The organism is Variovorax durovernensis (genome assembly GCF_977011995.1).
In genome coordinates this window covers 118,315-137,217 of record NZ_CDRNCW010000002.1, presented here as the reverse complement: position 1 = coordinate 137,217, position 18,903 = coordinate 118,315, and the positions used below count along the sequence as shown (strand labels likewise).

Annotated in this window: 17 protein-coding genes and 1 pseudogene; 13 read left to right on the top strand and 5 right to left on the bottom strand. The window is 65.5% G+C overall.

Annotation, left to right across the window (positions count from 1 at the left end; genetic code table 11):
* From ACWV14_RS32700 to ACWV14_RS32675, 6 genes are all read left to right on the top strand, one after another.
* The gene (locus tag ACWV14_RS32700) at positions 1–1,182 is read left to right on the top strand and encodes a hypothetical protein (protein WP_454907977.1); all 1,182 of its coding nucleotides are present in this window, start codon (positions 1–3) and stop codon (positions 1,180–1,182) included.
* A complete protein-coding gene (locus ACWV14_RS32695) occupies positions 1,169–2,362 on the top strand; it encodes a HupE/UreJ family protein (RefSeq protein WP_454907976.1) in 1,194 nt (397 codons plus the stop codon). The genes ACWV14_RS32700 and ACWV14_RS32695 overlap by 14 nt, the downstream gene beginning before the upstream one ends.
* 119 nt (positions 2,363–2,481) lie before the next feature.
* Positions 2,482–3,372, top strand: coding sequence for an iron-containing redox enzyme family protein (locus ACWV14_RS32690; protein WP_454907975.1), 891 nt, complete (start codon positions 2,482–2,484; stop codon positions 3,370–3,372).
* A complete protein-coding gene (locus ACWV14_RS32685; RefSeq protein ID WP_454907974.1) occupies positions 3,366–4,316 on the top strand; it encodes a methyltransferase in 951 nt (316 codons plus the stop codon). The genes ACWV14_RS32690 and ACWV14_RS32685 overlap by 7 nt, the downstream gene beginning before the upstream one ends.
* A complete protein-coding gene (locus ACWV14_RS32680; protein WP_454907973.1) occupies positions 4,316–5,410 on the top strand; it encodes a hypothetical protein in 1,095 nt (364 codons plus the stop codon). Before ACWV14_RS32685 ends, ACWV14_RS32680 begins: the two co-directional genes overlap by 1 nt.
* A 9-nt stretch (positions 5,411–5,419) precedes the next feature.
* Complete coding sequence (locus ACWV14_RS32675; protein ID WP_454907972.1) at positions 5,420–6,229, top strand: GNAT family N-acetyltransferase; 810 nt, start codon at positions 5,420–5,422, stop codon at positions 6,227–6,229.
* Positions 6,230–6,325: 96 nt separating this feature from the next.
* Here the strand turns inward: ACWV14_RS32675 and ACWV14_RS32670 are convergent, their stop codons facing one another.
* Positions 6,326–7,210, bottom strand: a complete 885-nt coding sequence (locus ACWV14_RS32670; protein ID WP_454914202.1) for a helix-turn-helix domain-containing protein — start codon at positions 7,208–7,210, stop codon at positions 6,326–6,328.
* A 178-nt stretch (positions 7,211–7,388) separates the two neighbouring features.
* On the opposite strand from ACWV14_RS32670, the gene ACWV14_RS32665 reads away from it, so the two are divergent.
* From ACWV14_RS32665 to moaA, 4 genes are read left to right on the top strand one after another with little or no spacing between them, the layout of a single operon-like run.
* Entirely contained in the window at positions 7,389–9,515 is a 2,127-nt protein-coding gene (locus ACWV14_RS32665; protein ID WP_454907970.1) for a molybdopterin-containing oxidoreductase family protein, read from the top strand.
* Between the two features lie 36 nt (positions 9,516–9,551).
* Entirely contained in the window at positions 9,552–9,857 is a 306-nt protein-coding gene (locus ACWV14_RS32660) for a 4Fe-4S dicluster domain-containing protein (protein WP_454907969.1), read from the top strand.
* On the top strand, positions 9,854–11,203 hold the full coding sequence (locus ACWV14_RS32655) for an FAD-dependent oxidoreductase (RefSeq protein ID WP_454907968.1): 1,350 nt from the start codon (positions 9,854–9,856) through the stop codon (positions 11,201–11,203). The genes ACWV14_RS32660 and ACWV14_RS32655 overlap by 4 nt, the downstream gene beginning before the upstream one ends.
* The gene (gene moaA / locus ACWV14_RS32650) at positions 11,197–12,234 is read left to right on the top strand and encodes a GTP 3',8-cyclase MoaA (RefSeq protein WP_454907967.1); all 1,038 of its coding nucleotides are present in this window, start codon (positions 11,197–11,199) and stop codon (positions 12,232–12,234) included. The genes ACWV14_RS32655 and moaA overlap by 7 nt, the downstream gene beginning before the upstream one ends.
* On the opposite strand, the gene ACWV14_RS32645 is transcribed toward moaA, so the two are convergent.
* From ACWV14_RS32645 to ACWV14_RS32635, 3 genes and pseudogenes are all read right to left on the bottom strand, one after another.
* Positions 12,197–12,715: a hypothetical protein gene (locus ACWV14_RS32645; protein WP_454907966.1), complete on the bottom strand. Its 519-nt coding sequence runs from the start codon at positions 12,713–12,715 to the stop codon at positions 12,197–12,199. The genes moaA and ACWV14_RS32645 overlap by 38 nt on opposite strands.
* A 17-nt stretch (positions 12,716–12,732) precedes the next feature.
* Positions 12,733–13,173 (bottom strand): annotated as a pseudogene (locus ACWV14_RS32640) (IS30 family transposase); the annotation flags it as partial.
* A 44-nt stretch (positions 13,174–13,217) separates the two neighbouring features.
* A complete protein-coding gene (locus ACWV14_RS32635; RefSeq protein WP_454907965.1) occupies positions 13,218–13,697 on the bottom strand; it encodes an ester cyclase in 480 nt (159 codons plus the stop codon).
* 395 nt (positions 13,698–14,092) lie between these two features.
* Between ACWV14_RS32635 and ACWV14_RS32630 the strand changes: the two genes are divergently transcribed.
* Both ACWV14_RS32630 and ACWV14_RS32625 read left to right on the top strand, forming a co-directional pair.
* Positions 14,093–15,034, top strand: a complete 942-nt coding sequence (locus ACWV14_RS32630; RefSeq protein ID WP_454907964.1) for an AraC-like ligand-binding domain-containing protein — start codon at positions 14,093–14,095, stop codon at positions 15,032–15,034.
* Positions 15,035–15,278: 244 nt separating this feature from the next.
* On the top strand, positions 15,279–15,905 hold the full coding sequence (locus ACWV14_RS32625; protein ID WP_454907963.1) for a nitroreductase family protein: 627 nt from the start codon (positions 15,279–15,281) through the stop codon (positions 15,903–15,905).
* 10 nt (positions 15,906–15,915) lie between these two features.
* Here ACWV14_RS32625 and ACWV14_RS32620 read toward each other — a convergent pair whose 3' ends face one another.
* Entirely contained in the window at positions 15,916–17,709 is a 1,794-nt protein-coding gene (locus ACWV14_RS32620) for a sigma 54-interacting transcriptional regulator (RefSeq protein WP_454907962.1), read from the bottom strand.
* A gap of 221 nt (positions 17,710–17,930) precedes the next feature.
* On the opposite strand from ACWV14_RS32620, the gene ACWV14_RS32615 reads away from it, so the two are divergent.
* Positions 17,931–18,884, top strand: coding sequence for an ABC transporter substrate-binding protein (locus tag ACWV14_RS32615; protein WP_454907961.1), 954 nt, complete (start codon positions 17,931–17,933; stop codon positions 18,882–18,884).
* The last annotated feature ends 19 nt before the right edge of the window (positions 18,885–18,903 follow it).

The window sequence follows — 18,903 nt, the reverse complement described above, 5'->3', positions numbered from 1 at the left end:
ATGCGCCGCACCGCATCCGCGACAGCATGGGTGGCAGGCGCCGCGCTCGCGCTGGCCGCTTTCGCGACGCATGCGGTGCCGCGCATGCCCGCCAGCGACGACGAGGTGGTGGAGACACTGCCCGTCGTCGCCGGCTGGTCGGGCGAACAACGCCGGCTGCGCCGTGAACTGGCGCAGCGGCCGAACGACGAGGCCACGGCCATCGCGGCGGCCTCCACCTACCTCGATCTGGCCCGCGAACAGGGCGACGCGCGATATGCCGGCTACGCCATGGGCGCGCTGCAGGCCTGGGAAGCCACGCCGCCGGCCCAGACCCCGCCGGCCGTGCTGGTCATGCGCGCCACGGTCGCGCAGTTCCTTCATGACTTCGACGGTGCCGAGGCCACCCTGCGGATGGCGCTCGCCAGACGCCCCAACGATGCGCAGGCGTGGATCACGCTCGCCACCATTCTTCGCGTGCGCGGGCGCTACAACGAATCGGACGCCGCCTGCCGCTCGCTCGGACGATCGGGCCCCGCCTTCTACGGCGTGGCCTGCCTCGCGGAAAACGCCGGGCTGCGCGGCAACCACGCCGACGCCCGCCAAGCGTTGCAGGCCCTGCTGGCAGACCCCGCGCTGCGCGACGCGGACAAGGCCGACACGCGGCAGTGGCTGCTGACCAGCGTCGCCGAGGTGGAGGAACTGGCGGGCCGCCAGGCCGAAGCCGACGCCGCCTATCGCAAGGCCGTGGCGGCGCAACGCTCCGGCTACCTGCTGCTGGCCTACAGCGACTATCTGCAGCGCGTCGGGCGCCATGCCGAAATCCCGAAGCTGCTGGCCAACGAGGCGCGCAGCGACGCCGTGCTGCTGCGGCTGGCCATTGCCGGCGCCGCGGCGCGCGACAAGAGCGCCCAGGCCGAAGCCGACGAACTGCGCCAGCGCTTCGAGGCCGCCGCGCTTCGCCCAGGCACCACCGCGCTGCATGCGCGCGAGGAAGCCATGTTCGCGCTCGACGTGCAGAACGACCCGAAGCGCGCGCTCGAACTCGCGCGCCTGAACGTCAAACTGCAGCGCGAGCCCATCGACTTTCTGGTGTTCGCGCGAGCCGCCTCGGCCGCCAGCGACACCACCGCGCGCGACGAAGTGAAGGCACTTATGCAACAGATCGGACTGAAGGATGCGCGTGTCGATGCAACGCCTTGAACGCGCCGGCCTGGCCGCGCTCGCCATGCTGGTGCTGGTCGCGCTGCTCTTCGGCGCGGCGCCGGCGCACGCCCACAAGGCGAGCGATGCCTACCTGCAGCTGCAGCGCAAGGGCGACACGATCGACCTGCGCTGGGACATCGCGCTGCGCGACCTCGACGCGATGCTCGACCTGGACACCAACGCCGACCGCAAGCTCAGCTGGGGAGAGGTGCGCACGCGCCTGCCGGACATCCGCGCCTATGCGCTGGCACGCCTGCGCCTGCAGCAAGGCCAATGCGTGCTGGCCGAAGCGCAGCCGCCGGCCGTGGAAGACCGCATCGACGGCGCCTACCTCGTGCTGCGGCTGCAGGCGCCATGCAAGGCGGGCGCCGCGCTCGACATCGACTACCGCCTGTTCCGCGAGGTCGATCCCACGCATCGAGGCCTGTTGCGCATGGAAGCGGAAGGCGCCGGCGGCGCACAGCCCACGGTGCGCTCGCTCGACCCCTCGGCCGGGGCGGTTTCGGTGCCTTGGCCGGGGAATGCCGGTGAGGCCGGCGCGGCGGGCATCGATGCCGCAGCGCAGGCCGACGGCGGTTTCTTCCGCGACGGCATCCACCACATCCTCATCGGCTACGACCACATCCTGTTCCTGATCTGCCTGCTGCTGCCCGCCGTGCTGCGCCGGCGTGCGGACGGCTGGGAGCCGGTGCTCGCATGGCGCGAAGCGGTGTGGCCGATGCTGGGCATCGTCACCATGTTCACCATCGCGCACTCGATCACGCTGGCGCTCGCGGGGCTGAAGATCGTGACCATCTCGCCGCGCATCATCGAGCCCGGCATCGCCATCACCATCATGCTGGCCGCCATCGACAACATCTACCCGGTGCTGCGCGGTCGCCGCAAGCTCTTCAGCTTCCTGTTCGGGCTGATCCACGGTTTCGGCTTCGCGGGCGCGCTGGCCGAGCTCGACCTGCCGCTGCGCGACTTCGTGGTCGCGCTGCTGCAGTTCAACCTGGGCGTGGAGGCCGGGCAGCTGATGGTGGTGGCCGTGGTGCTCGTCGCATTGCTGGCGCTGCGCAACTGGCAGCGCTACCCGCCGCTGGTGCTGCGCGGCGGCTCGGCGCTGGCGGTGCTGGTGGCGGCCATCTGGCTCGGCGAGCGGGTGTTCGACGTCAAGGTGCTGCCTTTTTCGTAGCGCAAAAGCGGTCTGCGTGCCCCGGCGCTGGAGCGCATGTGTAGACCCTGTCTGACGGACAGCCACCCTGCAAAAGCGCACGCTGGCCCTTTTCCTCCACCGCACGAGAAGGACCGCCCATGTCCGCAGACGACATCACGGACCCGCAGACGCGACTGCATCGGCGCCTCGCCCGGTTCAACGCCGCTCGGCTGAAGCCGGGGATTCCTTCCCTCCAGTGGCGCAAAGACCTCGCGCGCGAGCACGAACACCGGCTGCTGGAAGGCGACTTCCTCGAATCCTTGCGCGGCGAAGTACGGGTGGCGGCTTGCGCCGCGGCCGGCAATGCGGACCACTTCGCAAGCTGGTTCGAGATGCTGGAGCACACCGGCCCCGGCCAGCACCACCCGCTGTTCGACTGGCTGGCCGACGAAGCCACGCTGGCGCAGATGCGCTGGTTCCTCACACAGGAGGCCGCAGGCGAGGCGGGCTTCGAAGACCTGCTGGCCTTCACCCAGGTCAAGCTGCCGCCGCAGCCCAAGCTCGAATGCGCGCGCAACTTCTGGGACGAGATGGGCCACGGCAAGCAAAGCGCCATGCACGGCCAGATGCTCGAGCACATGGTGCGCGAACTCGACCTGCATCCGGCCATCGACACCACGGTGTGGGAGTCGCTCGCGCTGGCCAACACCATGGTGGGTCTTGCGACCTCGCGGCGCTATGCGTACCACGCCGTGGGCGCGCTCGGCGTCATCGAGCTCACCGCGCCGGGCCGCGTGAAGCAGGTGGCGGCCGGCATGCGCCGCCTGGGCCTGAGCGGCCGCGCGCGCGCCTACTTCGACCTGCATGCGGCGCTCGACGTGTCGCACGCACGCGCCTGGCTGCGCGAAGTGATCCGCCCGCTGGTCGAGGACGACCCGGCCTGCGGGCAGTTCATCGCCGAGGGCGCGCTGATGCGGCTGGCCTGCGGCGAGCGTTGCTTCGCGCGCTATGCGGCGGAACTGCAGATCGAGGAGGCCGCCGCATGCTGAACGCCGCCGGCGTACTGCGCCAGGTGGCGGCCACGGGCTACCGCTTCACCACCGTCACCCCCCTCACCCACCAGCGCGTGCTCGCGCGGCGCGGTCGCGAGCCGGGCTCGACGTTGCGGGACGTCTTCGGCTGGAACCTCCCGTTCGAAGCGGGTGCGCTGCCGCCCGCGCTGCTGGCCGGCATGGAGCAAGCCGGCATCGTTCGGCGCGACGGTTCGCTGCTGCGCAGCACCGTGCGCATCGCCAGCCTCGGCGACGACCTGTTCTTCCACTCGGCCTATCCCACGGTGGAAGAAAACGCCGTGTTCTTCGGCCCCGACACCAGCCGCTTCGCGCGCTTCATCGGCCATGCCCTGCAAGCGCTCAAGCCCCGCGGCGCAGTCCCGCTGCGCGTGCTGGACATCGGCTGCGGAAGCGGTGCCGGCGGCATCGTCGCGGCGCGTGCACTGGCCGAAGCCGGCGCGGCGGCGACGGTGGTCATGAACGACATCAACCCGCTCGCGCTGCAATACACCGCCGTCAACGCGGCGGTGGCCGGCGTTCCCGTGGCGCTGGCGCAGGGCGACGCGCTGTCGGCGGTGCAGGGCACATTCGACCTCATCGTCTCCAACCCGCCCTACCTCGACGACGCCGCGCAGCGCGCCTACCGGCACGGCGGCGCGCGCCTCGGACGGGCACTGGGCGCGCGCATCGCGGCAGAGTCGCTGAAGCGGCTTGCGCCCGGCGGCCGGCTGCTGCTGTACACCGGCGTGGCCATGGTGGAGGGCGAAGATCCTTTCCTCTCCGAGGTGCAACCGCTGCTCGCGGCCTCGGGCTTCGAGTGGTCGTATGCGGAAATCGACCCCGACGTGTTCGGGGAAGAGCTGGAGCGGCCGGTGTACGCGCACATCGACCGCATCGCCGCCGTCGGCCTCGTCGCCCGCCGTCCGGTGGGGGCCGGGTAGTGGCCGCCGAACTCGACATCGGCCCCGACACGCGCCGCCTGTCGCAGGTGCGCGAATGCAGCCTGCTCGAACGCATGCCCAAGTGGCTCATCTGCGTGCCGCTGGTCGTGCAGTGGCTGTGGCTGTCGGTGCGCCACGGCGGCGTCACCGTGCCGTCGGCGGCCAACCCCCATCTCACGTCGGGCGGGCTGGTGGGCGAAGGCAAGCTCGAGTACTTCGAAGGCATGGGGCCGCTCGCGCGCTCCTTCACCGCCGACCACTGCGCTGTGCGCAACGACGACACCGCCACCGAGCCCGCGCTGCGCCAGGCCATGGAACGCAGCGGCTTCGGCTTTCCGGTGGTCGTCAAGCCCAACCTCGGCCTGTGCGGCTACGGCGTGCGCCTGCTGCACGACATGGCCGCGCTGCAGGCCTACCTCGCGGTGTTCCCGCGCGACGAGACAGTGGTGCTGCAACGCTACCTGCCGCAGGAGGGCGAAGCCGGCATCTTCTACGCGCGCGATCCGGTGACGGACGAGGGCCGCATCATCGGCCTGGCGCTGCGCTACTTTCCGCGCGTGACGGGCGACGGCCGCAGCACCGTGGCCGAGCTCATCGCGGCCGACACGCGCGCACGCCGCATCGCGCGTTCGCCGCGCCACGAATGCCGCGTGCCGCTCGACAGCGTTCCCGCCGCCGGACAGCATGTGCGGCTGGCCACCATTGGCTCGACCCGCGTCGGCGGGCTCTACCGCAACGGCGCGGCGCTGGCCACGCCGGAGCTCGCTCGCGCCATCGACGCGGTCGCGCGCGACATGCCCGCCTTTCACTTCGGCCGCTTCGACGTGCGCTTCGACAGCCTGCGCGAACTGGCCGCCGGGCGCGGCTTCAACATCATGGAGATCAACGGCGCGGGCTCCGAGGCCATCGAGGCCTGGGACCCCGACATCGGCGTGCTGCAAGGCTTTCGCATGGTCTTCGCCAAGCAGCGGCTGCTGTTCGCCATCGGCGCAGCGCAGCGCAGGAACGGCGTGCGGCCCATCGGGCTGCTGGCCCTGGCACGGCTCAACCGGCGGCAGAACCGCCTGGTCGAGCGGTACCCGCCTTCCAACTGAGAGATCAGCATGCAGACGGAAACCATCGCCCCGCACGCATCTTCAACCCACGGGCCCGCCGCGCACGTGCCGGTGCTGGAGACGCGCTGGGCCGACTGCGAGGAAGACCTTCGCGACGCCCAGCGCCTGCGCTACCGCGTCTTTGCGCAGGAGATGGGGGCCAGTCTGTCGCCGCCCGAGGGCACGCCGCCCGGGCTCGATGCCGATCGCTTCGATACGTTTTGCGACCACTTGCTGGTGCGCGCGGTGGACCCCGTGAACGGCCCCGGCCCGCTCATCGGCACCTACCGCGTGCTGACGCCCGAGGCGGCGAGGCGCGCGGGCGGCTTCTACACCGACACCGAGTTCGACCTGACCCCGCTCATGCCGTTGCGCGGCCGCGCGCTGGAACTGGGCCGCTCGTGCGTGGACGCCGAGTGGCGCTCGGGCAGCGTGATTATGGCGCTGTGGACGGCACTTGGGCAGTACATGGTCGAGCACCGGCTCGACACCATGATCGGCTGCGCCAGCATCGGCATGGAGGACCACGGCCTGGCCGCCGCGCGGCTGTGGCACCGGCTGTGCCGCACCCATATGGTGGAGCAGCGCTGGCGCGTGGCGCCCCGGATTGCGCTGCCGCTAGACGCGCGGTCAGAGCGCCATACCGACAGCGACATCACACCGCCGCCGCTCATCAAGGGCTACCTGCGCTGCGGCGCGCGCCTGCTCGGGCCGCCCGCGCTTGACGTGGCCTTCAACACGGCCGACCTGCCGCTGATGTTGCGGCTGGACGAAGTTTCCCCGCGCTACCGCCAGCACTTCTTTGGCGTGACGGCGTGAATCCTCTGGCACAGGGGCACGATGATGTTCATTCGCCCCGGTTACCGTTGAGCACTTCCGCTTCCATGTCGGGATGGCCCCGCACGCAGTGCGCGTTCAGGAGCGGGCCCTGAACTGGCTGGGCGACAAACCGGTCGAATGACGGAAGGCCTTGGAAAAGTTGGCCAGCGACGAGAAGCCCGCCGAAAACGCGATCTCCTCGATCGAGCAGCTTTCGTCGCGCAGACGGCGCTGCGCCATCATGAGCCGCCGTTCGGCTACGAAGGCATGCGGCGCCCGGCCCGTCGCCGCCCTGAAGCTGCGCGTGAAGTGGCCCACGCTCATGCAGGCAATGCCTGCAAGTTCGAGCACGGTGAAGTCCTGGTTGAGATTGCCGTCAATGAAGTCGACCACACGCGACAGGCGCCGGCTGTCCAACGGCTTGGGCGCCTTGTTCGCTGGCGGCCGGACCAGCCCCAGCTCCGAATAGTTTTTCAGGAGGTGGGCGCTGAGCACCACCGAGAGGCTCTCGACGAACAGCCGCCCCACCCCCGTCTCGTTGGACAGTTCGCCCACGATCTGGTCCGCGATCATGCTCACGAAGGGATCGTGATCGATCGCCTGGTAGCGCAGGCCGGCGCGCGCCGGATCGATGTCGAACTCACGCTGCACCGTCTCGGAGAACGCCTGGCCGGGCAAGAACAAATGCAAGCAGTCGGCTATGGGCTCAGCCACGTTGATGTACTCCTCCTCGACGCCCGCAGGGCACAGCCAAATAGTGCCGCGGTGGCCACGGGTGTGCTCGCGCCGGCCACCGCCCGCGCGATCGACGAGTGACTGGCCGCTCAGCTGGATGGCCACCTCGGTGTCGCGCGGCACCAGCCTCGGAAGCTCGCCTGCCGAATGGCTCCAACGCTCGGCCAGGATGTTCGACCAGCCCTGCGCATTGGAGGTCTGGCGCATCGTGCTGTTGACGTACTTGTCCAACGAATGCGCGAACATGGTGCGAGGCCGACTCAAGAGGTTGATTGCGGATGGCAGGCGCAAGAAACGTGCCGAATCATCATTCGCACACCAGGAAAAGTAAAGGTCGCAATCGGAAAAGGCATTTGGGCCCTTTGCTCGCCAGACTTGCTGCAAACGCCAATCGCATCAAAGCACCGGAGAGAAAGGACACACTATGGCCCGACACGTTGTCGTGGGCGCCTGCCCCCACGATTGCCCCGATACCTGCTCGATCCTGACCACCGTCGAAGACGGCAAGGCTGTCGCGGTGCGCGGCAATCCGGATCACCCTTTCACGCGGGGGCGCCTCTGCGTGAAGGTCAACAACTACCAGGACCGGACCTATAGCGAACAGCGACTGCTCCATCCAATGCGCCGCAGCGGACCCAAGGGCAGCGGCAAGTTCGAGCGGATCTCGTGGGACGAGGCGCTGGCCGAAATCGCCAGCCGGTGGAAGGTACTCATTGCCACGGATGGCCCACAGTCCATCCTGCCCTACAGCTACCTGGGAACCCAGGGCATCCTCAACGGCCTGAACGTGGGCGACCCCCTGTTCAACAAGCTGGGCGCCACGGTGTGCGAGCGCACCTTTTGCGACTCGGGCTCGTGCACCGCCTACATGATGACCATTGGTCACACGCCAGGCGCAGACCCCGAGAGCTTCGTGCATTCGAAGTACATCGTGCTATGGGCCTGCAACACGCTGAGCACGAATTCGCACCACTGGCCCTTCATCGAGCAGGCGCGCAAGAACGGCGCCAAGCTGGTGGTGATTGATCCGGTGCGCACGCGCACCGCGCGGCTGGCGGATTGGCACATTCCCATCCGTCCGGGCACTGACGGTGCGCTGGCCCTGGCGATGGCGCACATCCTCATCAAGGAAGGCCTGATCGATCGCGACTACATCGACCGGCACACGCTGGGCTTCGATGAACTGGCCGAGCGCGTGGAGAAGTACACGCCAGAGTTCGCCGCGGAACAAACTGGCATTCCCGTGGAGGACATCTTCAAGCTGACCCGGGAATACGCCGCAACGCCCCCCGCGGTCGTGCGCATCGGCGTCGCAGTGGAGCGCCATGCGGGCGGCGGGCAGACGGTGCGTGCCATCGCCTGCCTGCCCGCGCTCATCGGCGCTTGGAAGCATGTGGGCGGCGGCTTGCTGCAACTACCGATCTGGGCCTTTCCGGTGAACTGGCCGGGGCTGATGCGCCCGGATCTTCAGCCCGAATCGATGCGTGTGATCAACTCCTGGCGCCTGGGCCCGGCGCTCACGGGCGAGACGCCACTCGATCCGCCGATCCGCTCGCTGTTCGTCTACAACGCCAACCCGATGGCCATGGTCAGCGACCAGGACAAGATAGAACGAGGCCTCGCGCGCGACGACCTCTTCACCGTGGTCAGCGAGCACTTCATGACCGACACCGCGCGCTACGCGGACATCTTGCTGCCGGCCACGACGCAGCTAGAGCAGAAGGACATCATGTTCTCCTGGGGCCATCTCTATCTCTCGTACAACAACCCGGCCATCGAGCCGTTGGGCGAGGCGGTGTCCAACACCGAGCTCTTCAGGCGCCTGGCCAAGGCAATGGGCATCGACGACCCCTTCTTCCATCGGACCGACGACGAGATGATCGAGGCGTCCATGGACTGGGGCAGCCCGGCTCTCGAGGGCATCACCTTGGAGGAACTGAGGCGCAAGGGCTTCATGCGCCTGAACATGCCTGCTTCCGACGACTGGGCGCCGCATCGCGACGGAAACTTTCCGACGCCGTCCGGCAAGTGCGAGTTCAAGTCGTCGATGGCAGAGGGCGGAAACTTCGTGGCGCCGCTCTTCAGACAGGGCTTCGGCGGCCAGCAGTCGGGTGAACCGGTGGACCCGCTACCGCACTACATCGCACCGAATGAAAGCCCGGCAACTGCGGTCGCCCTGGCGCAGCGCTATCCCTTGAGCCTGATTTCGCCCAAGAGCCATGCCTTTCTCAATTCCAACTACGGCAACCTGCCGGCTCAACGCGCGCAGGCCGGAGAGGAACAGATGGTGGTTCTGCATCCCGATGACGCGAGTGCCCGCGGTATCAGCGCCGGAACGCCGATCCGCGTCTTCAACGATCGGGGAGCCTTCGAGGCCAAGGCCACGCTCTCAGCAGACGTCTCGCCGGGACTGGTAATGGCGCCCTCGGGTTATTGGCACCGCTCGAACCGCGCCGGCCCCACGGTGCACGCGCTCACGCCTCTGGCCTTCGCCGACCTGGGCTGCGCGCCGACCTTCTCCGACGCGCTGGTGCAGGTCGTCGCGCTCTGAGCGGGCGCCCCTTCCATCTTTTCTTCGTTCACGCATATGGCCTACGTTGTCACCGACCTCTGCACCGGGTGCCGCTACACGGAATGCGTCACCGTCTGCCCTGTCACCTGCTTCCACATGGACGAGCGGATGACCTACATCGATCCAGAGAACTGCATCGACTGCGGCGGCTGCGCCACCGCATGTCCCGTGGGCGCCATCCAGGCCTCGTTCCTTCTTCCAGTCGATAAAGCGCAGTGGATCGAAATCAACAGGCTTCGCTCGACCGAGACGCCAGTGATCTCCGAACGCCTGCCGCCCTTGCCCACCGCTGAAGCGCGACGAATGGAGCTGGGGCTATGAGCGATGCCAGCACATCACCTTTCAGGGTGGCCATCGTGGGCGCGGGCCCCAGCGGCTTCTACGCCGCCGAGCGCCTCCTGAGCTCGGCGCTGCCGATGCGCGTGGACATGCTGGAGCGCCTGCCCGTGCCCTACGGCCTCGTGCGCTACGGCGTGGCCCCCGATCATCCCAAGCTCAAGCAGGTGACCGCCGTCTTTGACCGGATCGCGGCGATGCCCGGCTTTCGGTTCGTCGGCGGCCTTGAACTTGGTTCGGACGTGTCGGTCGACGACCTGCTGGCGAGCTACCACGCGCTCATCCTGGCCACGGGTGCACCGCTCGGCCGGCACATGGGCATCCCGGGCGAAGACCTGCCTGGCAGCCATCTGGCCAGCGATTTCGTCGGTTGGTACAACGGCCATCCGGACCAGAAGAACTGGCACTTCGACCTGTCCGGAGAACGCGCGGTGATCGTCGGCCAAGGCAACGTCTCGCTCGACATCGCGCGCATCCTGCTCAAGAGCGTGGACGAACTGCGCCGCACCGACATCGCGGCCCATGCGCTGGAGGCCCTGGCCCACAGCCGCGTTCGCGAGGTGCATATCGTCGGGCGCCGTGGTCCTGCCGATATCCGCTTCTCGCCCAGGGAGCTGCATGAGATCGCCGAGCTGCCTTCATGTGACGCGCTGGTGGACACCGCCGACATCCGTGCCGAAAGCTTCGCGGTGCCCGCCGGAACGGATGCGGAGAAGGCTGCGGCCATTGCAATGCTGGAGCGCCTGGCAGGCGTTCGCGCTGCCAAGGACAAACGCTGCGTGTTCCGCTTTCACCTGGAGCCGCAAGGCATCGAAGGCGCCGCGTCGATCGAGCGTATTCGTTTCAGTAGACCGCGCAGCTGGCCGGCGGGTCCGCAGTCCGTCGGTATCGAATGCGGCCTTGTGTTCTCGAGCATCGGACGCCGGTCCTGCTCGATCGAGGGCGTGCCCTACGACGAAGGCCGAGGCACGCACGCCAATCTCCACGGCCGCGTCGTCGACGACGGCAAGCTGGTGCGCGGCCTCTACGTATGCGGCTGGAGCAAGCGCGGGCCCCAGGGCACCATCGGCACCAACCGCGCCTGCAGCCACGAGACCGCCGAGGCGGTGCTGGCCGATCTGCCTGCCCTGGCGCATCGGACGCTGGCGGTCGAATATCCCCTCCGTGGCACCAGGCTCACGCACCACTTCGGGAAATACATCGACTTCCAGGGCTGGGCGCGCATCAACGCCGCCGAGATGGCACGCGGCGCCAAGCTCGGCAAGCCCAGGGAAAAATTCGTGTCGCTCGAGCATCTTTACGCAGCAGCGCGCGAGGAGCTTCCATGCTGATGGAACTGCGCCGGACTGCGTCGGCGCCAACTGTGGCGCCGCTGGTCGACAGATTTGATCGGCAGATCAGTTACCTGCGCCTGTCCGCGACCGACCGCTGCAACCTGCGCTGCGTCTACTGCATGTCGGAGGACATGCAATTTCATTCCAGCCCGGAGTTGCTCTCGATTGAGGAATTGGACCGGGTCGCTCGCCTGTTCATTGCGCGTGGCGTGAGAAAGCTGCGCATCACCGGCGGCGAGCCTCTGGTGCGCAAGGGGGTCATCGAGCTGTTCCGGTCACTGTCCGGCTGCTTGAAGGATGGCTCTCTGGACGAGCTGACACTGACAACCAACGGCCTGCGGCTGGCGCACTTCGCGCAGGACCTAGCGGCAGCAGGTGTGCGACGGCTGAACGTTTCGCTCGACACTTTGGATCCGCGACGCTTCGCGCAGATCACGCGAGGCGGCGCGCTGGAAAAAGTGCTGGACGGCATCGACGCGGCGCAAGAAGCAGGCATGGCCGTCAAACTCAACGCCGTGGCCTTGCGCGGCGTCACCGACCTGGAGATCCATGAGCTGATCGAATTCGCACATGGTCGCGGCATGACCCTGACCCTGATTGAAACCATGCCCCTGGGCGAGACCGGCTGCAATCGCACGAAACAGTTCCTGGGCCTGGACGCGCTTCGCCGTGAGATCAGCGGGCACTGGACTCTGAGCGACGTGACGGATCGCAGCGGCGGCCCTGCGCGCTACGCAAGAGTCGAGCAAACCGGCGGGCTCATCGGCTTCATCACACCGCTCACCTCGCACTTCTGCGGTGACTGCAATCGCGTTCGCGTGACGGCTGCCGGCACTCTCTACACCTGCCTCGGCCACGAGAACGGCGTCGATCTGAGAGAGCTGCTGCGCAGCCCGATGAGCGAGGCGCACGTGCATGAGGCCATCGGCCATGCCGTTGAGCAAAAGCCGAAGGGACACGACTTCTCGCTTCAAGGACGCATCTTGCCGGTCAAGCTGGTCCGCCACATGTCCGCGACTGGTGGGTAGGCATGGCTTCGTCGGTGTTGGCCTCGAGGTTGCCCATGTTCAGCATATCCTGCGCACCCTGAACCTCAGCTCGCGATACAGGCCGCGGTCTCCGCGGTGGGGCTGGCTGCGATGAAGTCGGGAAGAAAGCGCGCTTATGCTCTTCAGTCTCATGGCTCGGCAGGGGCCGTGGCCCGAGCCAGGTGCCAAGCAGCGTGGCCAGGACATTGACGTCTGCGCTCGCGAGTTCCTGCACGACCACTGCAGCTTGTAGCTGGGCGTGGCGCGTGGCATGCCGATGAGCCCGCTGGCGCGGCGCAGGCTCAAGCCTCGCGCGCACACGAAAACGTCCACCGCTTTCCGGGAACATCTTTTGACGCAGCGAACCCGGGGCGTACTCGGTTTGTGCCAGACCGCGCTTCTGCAGCACCGGAGTGACGTGGTCAATGAAGTCGACGTAGGTCGCAGGATGCATCTGGCAGATCATGTTGATGCCGTCCACGCCAGCGTCGTGCCACTGTTCGAGCTCTTGGGCAGGTACTGGCGCAGCAGGCCGTTGGTGTTCTCACAGGTTGCGCGCCGCCATGGGCTGTGCGGCTCGCAGAAGTACACGCGCACGCCGGTGTTCAGGGCCAGTTGCTGGTGACGGCTCATGTCCTTGCCCTGGTCGTAGGTGAAGCTGTGGCGCATCGGTGCGGCGATCGAATCGGGCTTGACGCTGAAGCCAGCGAGCACCGAGGCGGCGGTGGCATCTTCCATGCGAGCAAGCAGCATCAAGCGGCTGGGGCGCTCCACCAGGACGCCCACGGAGGACCTGTTGTCCGCCCCCTTGATGAAGTCGCCTTCCCAGTGTCCGGGCATCACGCGGTCCTCGATCTCGGGCGGGCGCACGTGGATGCTGTACGAGTCGACCGCCTCGATGAATTGCTCAATGAAGGTGTTCTTCCAGCGCCGAGAGATTCTTTCTGCGAACTTCCAACTCTCCACACTGGCGTTCAACAGAATTACTTCTGAAGCGGCAAGACTCCCATCTGGAACATCCCGGCGAGCCAGTCTTCCAGATGCCAAGTCTGGACCACTTTGCCGTTACAGATCTCGTGAATGTCGATCGTCATGACTTCGATGGGCTTCCCGGAAGCCTTGATGCTGGAAAAATCACCGCGCTGGGTCGCGTGGAGCACCGACCGAACAACGACCTTGTTGCCCGAGACGATGAAGTCCTCGTTCTTCAGTGTGAAGTCAGGAAAGCTCTCGAAGTAGTGGTCCATCGCACCCTTCATTCCGTCGCGTCCCGGCGCTTGCCCCGGCGCTGCTGGCACATCGATCCAATTCGGTGCAAGTACCACGTCGAGCTGGGCTTTGTTCTTCGTGTTGAAGGCTTCGTAGAAGTTCTTGACCAGTGCGATGCTTTTTTCCTTGCTCGCAGGCGCCTTGCAAGCATCTGCGGCCGCAGCGTGCGATGCGCAAGCGAGAGAAATCAGCATGAGTGCCGTGAACTTAAATGCGTGAGTGACCATGAATATCGTTAAGAGTGAGAGGTAAAGATCCGAGCTAGAGGCGCCGGCGAATTCAAGGTGTGACAAACCGCAAGGAAGGGGCAGAGAAGCCGGCTCCGACACGTTCGATCACACGATTCTTCCGCTGCCGAATGATAGGTAGGCCGATGAGAACATCTTTGCTGAACATGCATGGACACTGTTGAAATCATGCTTGGCTGTGTGGGCTGACGTCTCACGCCGAGTGGCGAGAAAGAAAAGAGCAGGAATGAAATTCTGATTTCCGCGCCCGAACACGACTACCGGTACAAAATTCGGCGCGAAGGTTGCGGGCAGTGCAAGCGCATTGAAGCAATGCTTTTTCGAACATTCGAAATGACTGCATGAACGGCTCAAATGAATCCAGAACACGCAGCGGCGAAGACGCCGCGTCACTGTCGGACCACGAATGGTCGACGCTGGTTGCCAAGGAGTTCATCCCTGGTGATTTCAAGCGCACGAGTCCTGGCAGCGGCGGATCCTTCTGCGTGCGGGAGATGTCCAACGGAGGAAAGTTCGCAGATATTTGCGTAGCCGGCGCCAGAATTCAGCATGACATCGAGGACGTGAATGCGCTGGAGGAAGATGCGCTGCTGGTGTTCGTCGCACATCGCGGTGGCGGGCGAGTCATTCAGGGAAATGAAGCCTTCGACTTCCAAGAGGGAGACATCGTTTTTCGCCGCGCCCGACTGCCGTCCGAAGCGATATTCGACGTGCCGTCTCGCTTGAGCTTCCTTTCGATTCCAGCAAGCGAGTTGAAGGCCAACTTGCCTGCCCCCCTTCATCTCGAGCCTGTGCTGTTTCGGTCGACCGCAGCGCTGACGGACATCGTTCAGCGGACCGCGAACCTGCTCGGCGGGCGCTTGCGTCACCCCAAGAATTGCGTGGCTGGCACGCTGGAGCGTGCGCTCGTCCAACTCACGCTGTCCATGTACATGGAGCACGCCGTCCAGACCGACCGGTTGACCCCCGCCGAGGTGTTGTGGCAGCAATGCATGCATTACATAGATACCAATCTTTGCGAGCCGGATCTCCGTGCTGAGCGCTGTGCTGAAGCGCTGGGCATTTCGTTGAGGTATTTTTTCCGACTTTTCGAACTGCATGGCCTGCGATTTCGATCCTATGTTCAAGAGCAGCGGCTGGTGCGTGTGTGCCAGGCGATGGAGCGCGCAGCCGGCAAACGCCTGAATCTGGCGTCCATCGCATTCCAGAACGGCTCAACGATGCCTCGCATTTCAGCCAGGCGTTCCGGACGCGACACGGTGTCTCACCGAGCGAATTCATGAAGGCTCGGGGCTGGTCCGTGACGGCGGCTTACCAAGGTTGATGCCGCGTCGCCTGTTCGGACTTCGCGATCGCGCAGGTTTTCAACAAGCTTTGTGCGTGTGTGCCCAAGTCCTGTTGCGGTTTTCTCAATAGCATGCGCGCAAGCCGACGATCGGCGTACCTATCTCTCGCTACTCGTGCGGCATGGAGCGCCCGAACCTGCCCGTGGATACGAGATCGACCAACCTACAAGCAGAGCATCACTTGTCTACCACCAGTCTTCTTCTTTCACCCCATGTACGTCCTGCGGAAACGGATGTCCCCATCAGCGACTTGTTGAGATTGCGCTGGAGCCCGCGCGCATTCGCTCCGGATGCAATCACGGACGGGGAGATCGCGCGACTTTTTGAAGCCGCGCGTTGGGCGCCGTCCGCCTACAACGAACAGCCTTGGTCTTTCATCGTGGCGCGCCGCGAAGACAAGGAGGCCTTCGCGCGCTTGCTCGGCTGCTTGCACCCTTACAACCAGCTGTGGGCGCAGCGTGCGGCGCTTCTCGCGATCGCGACCACCCGAACGCGGTTCTCGCTCAACGCCGAGGCCAATCGAACCGCGCTTTACGACCTCGGTCAGGCCGTGGCCTGTCTCTCTGTTCAGGCAACGCTCGAAGGCCTTGCGGTTCATCAAATGGTGGGCATCGAACACGACGTGGCCCGCGAGGTATGCGGCGTGCCGCATCCGCACGAGGTCGCGACCGCCTTTGCAGTGGGACGACCCGGCGATCCATCGGATTTGTCCGAAGCGCATCAGCAAAGGGAGGCCGCGCCGCGCGTGAGGAAGCCGATCATCGACTTCTTGCATGCGGGTCGCTGGGGACAAACATTCGCGCGTTGAGCCGCATGCGCTAGGCGATGCCCGCCTTCTTGAGCCGGTAGGCGAGTTGGGCGCGGGTCAATCCCAATGTGCGAGCGGCTTCTGCAACGTTGTAGCGACTCGCTGAGAGTGCCTTGCGGTAGGCGTGGGCTTCGTTGCCTCCACTGGTGCCTGCCGCAGTCGCTTGGCCTTTTCGCTTCCTGGATGCGGGCCCGGCATCCGCCAGGGCAGTAGCGTCTTCTGCGCCTGCCGTGACTGCAAGGAAGCCGCCTTCATCCAAACCCATGGCACCGTGCGCACTCACCTCGTCGGCGCGGAACATGTGGTGCACGTCGATCGGTTCGCCCTCGTCGACGACGATGACGCCTCGCTCGACCAGGTTCTGAAGCTCCCGGATGTTTCCAGGGAAATCGTATTGCAGCAGCGTGCGCACAGCGCGCGGGGTGAACCCGGGAACATCACGCTTGTGCAGGATGCAATACCGTCCGAGGAACGCCTCCATCAGCAGGGGAATGTCGTCGCGCCGCTCCTTGAGCGTGGGCAATGCAATCGGAAAGACGTTCAACCGGAAGAAAAGGTCCTCGCGAAACCGCCCCGCCTTGACCTCCTCGTGCAGGTTCACGTTGCTGGCCGCCACCACGCGGGCATCGACCTGGATGATCTTCGTGCCCCCGATACGTTCCACGTTGCGCTCCTGCAAGGCCCTCAGCAGCTTGCCCTGGGCGACGAAGCTCAGCGAGGAAATCTCGTCGAGGAACAGTGTTCCGCCGTGCGCTCTTTCGAAGCGGCCTGGACGTGAGGCGGTCGCGCCAGTGAAGGCGCCTCGCTCGACACCGAACAGTTCGGACTCGATCAGGGTGTCGGGAACGGCCGCGCAATTGATCGCGATGAAGGGCTTTTCGGAACGAGGGCTGATCGCATGCAGTGTCTGCGCGAAGAGCTCCTTGCCGACGCCCGAGGCGCCGGTAAAGAGCACCGTCGCCTGCGTGGGGGCGACCTTCTCGATCAGGTGCCGCGCAACGCTGAAGCTCGAAGAGATCCCGATGAGGGCCGAGGAGCCCGTCGCGACGGGGGCCGTAGCGGCGCCTCGCCGGCTGACGTCGGACAAGGTCGGGGGCCAACTGTGGCGCACCCTCTGGGCCTTGGCGTTCGGTGCGAAATAGTGGTGGTCGAGCTCGGGGTCGGGCCATTGATCGGCCGGTCGTCCGGTGATGCGGCAGACCTTGGCGCCCATCGAGCGGCATTCGGTTTCACGGTAGATGATGAGCTTGCCCATGAAAGCACTCGCATAGCCGCTCGCATGACCCACCTGCATCCAGCAAGCGGGCTCGGTGCCGATGCCGAAGGCTGCGATGTGCTCGTCGTCTTCGCTGGAGTCGTGCCACCAGTAGTCGGCGAAGAAGTCGCCGCGCGCAATGTCGAATTCGAAGGTGATCGTCTCGGGGCGCACGGCACCTTCCAACTTGTGCATGCGCGGCCCTGCATGAAACGTGTTGGCTGGATCGCTGTCGGGCCACATGCGCCTGACCAGTTCAGCATCTCGCGCGCCAGCTGCATAGCCGACTCGCGTGAACAGGGAACGGGCCTGCTCCTGGCCCATGGCGGCGATCAACTCACTGCGCAGCGAGCCGTAGGTCGAGGAGCGCCAGAGCACCATGCGCTGGTCGTTCATCCAGATTCGCCCGTCACCTGGTGAAAACGACAGCGTTTCGGCGAGGTCCCTCTGGGTGGGCCTCGCGCCTTCGTCGATGTCTTCGCTGGTACGCGTCAGCCTGGAAGCTTCCTGGAGTTGCGCCAATGAAAGTCTGGAGGGAGATCGGGCCATCGTGGTCTGGAGATGCCAGTCAAACAGATCAATAATTTATCATCAAAACTTGCAAAAACCATAAGTTTTGATTGAGGGTTTACCTCGGTGATTGTTTGATAAGTATTTGAATTTAAAAGAAATTATGTCGAAATCGTAGCTGGCATCGCCCTTGCGTCATCAAGTGAAGAATTCATCAAGAAAAGATGGATCAGGGTCTTTCATTTGACGCAGGAGACGACATGGACACTATTTCGCGGCGCATCTTCTTGGCCAGTGCGGCGGCCGGCCTCTCACTTCATTCGGGCCTCTCCGCAGCGCAGGCGCCGAACCGGCTGAAAGTCGGCTTTTCGCCGATCAACGAATACACGGGGCTCTTTGTCGCCAAAGACCAAGGCTTCTTCCAGAAGCGGGGACTCGACGTCGAGCTCCAACTCATCCCCGTGAACGCGACGATGCCGGCGGCATTGTTGTCGAACAGCATTCAGATCGGAACCCCTTCCATCACCACGACATTGCAGGCGGTCGAAGGGGGGATGAACCTCCAGTTCCTGTGCGGTGCCGGCGTCTTGTCGGCCGCGCATCCAACCATCCGGATGCTCGCCCGAGACGGCAGTGGACTGGGCTCGGTGACGGACTTCAAGGGCAGGCGTGTCGGCGTTTCCGCGCTCAATGCAACCTTCCATGTCATCGCCCGCGAATGGCTGTCCAAGGGGGGCGTCGATTGGAAATCGGTCTCCTTCGTGGAAACACCCTTCACGCAGATGTTCGACCTGCTGCGCGGCGGCCAGGTGGATGCACTCGTCGCCAGTGACCCCGCACTGAGCCGCATCGTCGCAGCGGGCGTGGGGCGCCCGGTGGGCAACCTGCTCGATGCGGTCATGGACAACGCGCTGTCCGGCAACTACTGCGTGACGGCGGATTTTGCTGCGAAGAACAAGCCGGCGCTGCTGGCCTTCAGGCAATCGATCGACGAGGCCCATGCCTTCGCGGCCGCCAACCCCGAGCCGACGCGACGCAGCGTGGCGAAGTACCTCGGGCTCCCCGAAGATGTCATCGCAAAGGTCACGCCGCCCGTCCTGGCCAGCCAGATCCATCGCGCGCAGGTCGAGTTCTGGGTCAAGGTCGTTCGGGGGCAGGGCATGCTGCGGCGCGATGTGCAGGTCGACGCACTCATGGCGGGGATGCCCGCATGAGTCGCCACGCGCCGACTCC

What these genes read in the sequence shown, in the direction of transcription:
- ACWV14_RS32700 (WP_454907977.1), top strand. Translation starts at nt 1, where the DNA reads ATGCGCCGCACCGCATCCGCGACAGCATGGGTGGCAGGCGCCGCGCTC.
- ACWV14_RS32695 (WP_454907976.1), top strand. Translation starts at nt 1,169, where the DNA reads ATGCAACGCCTTGAACGCGCCGGCCTGGCCGCGCTCGCCATGCTGGTG.
- ACWV14_RS32690 (WP_454907975.1), top strand. Translation starts at nt 2,482, where the DNA reads ATGTCCGCAGACGACATCACGGACCCGCAGACGCGACTGCATCGGCGC.
- ACWV14_RS32685 (WP_454907974.1), top strand. Translation starts at nt 3,366, where the DNA reads ATGCTGAACGCCGCCGGCGTACTGCGCCAGGTGGCGGCCACGGGCTAC.
- ACWV14_RS32675 (WP_454907972.1), top strand. Translation starts at nt 5,420, where the DNA reads ATGCAGACGGAAACCATCGCCCCGCACGCATCTTCAACCCACGGGCCC.
- ACWV14_RS32670 (WP_454914202.1), bottom strand. Translation starts at nt 7,210, where the DNA reads ATGTTCGCGCATTCGTTGGACAAGTACGTCAACAGCACGATGCGCCAG.
- ACWV14_RS32665 (WP_454907970.1), top strand. Translation starts at nt 7,389, where the DNA reads ATGGCCCGACACGTTGTCGTGGGCGCCTGCCCCCACGATTGCCCCGAT.
- ACWV14_RS32660 (WP_454907969.1), top strand. Translation starts at nt 9,552, where the DNA reads ATGGCCTACGTTGTCACCGACCTCTGCACCGGGTGCCGCTACACGGAA.
- ACWV14_RS32655 (WP_454907968.1), top strand. Translation starts at nt 9,854, where the DNA reads ATGAGCGATGCCAGCACATCACCTTTCAGGGTGGCCATCGTGGGCGCG.
- moaA (WP_454907967.1), top strand. Translation starts at nt 11,197, where the DNA reads ATGCTGATGGAACTGCGCCGGACTGCGTCGGCGCCAACTGTGGCGCCG.
- ACWV14_RS32635 (WP_454907965.1), bottom strand. Translation starts at nt 13,697, where the DNA reads ATGCTGATTTCTCTCGCTTGCGCATCGCACGCTGCGGCCGCAGATGCT.
- ACWV14_RS32630 (WP_454907964.1), top strand. Translation starts at nt 14,093, where the DNA reads ATGAACGGCTCAAATGAATCCAGAACACGCAGCGGCGAAGACGCCGCG.
- ACWV14_RS32620 (WP_454907962.1), bottom strand. Translation starts at nt 17,709, where the DNA reads ATGGCCCGATCTCCCTCCAGACTTTCATTGGCGCAACTCCAGGAAGCT.
- ACWV14_RS32615 (WP_454907961.1), top strand. Translation starts at nt 17,931, where the DNA reads ATGGACACTATTTCGCGGCGCATCTTCTTGGCCAGTGCGGCGGCCGGC.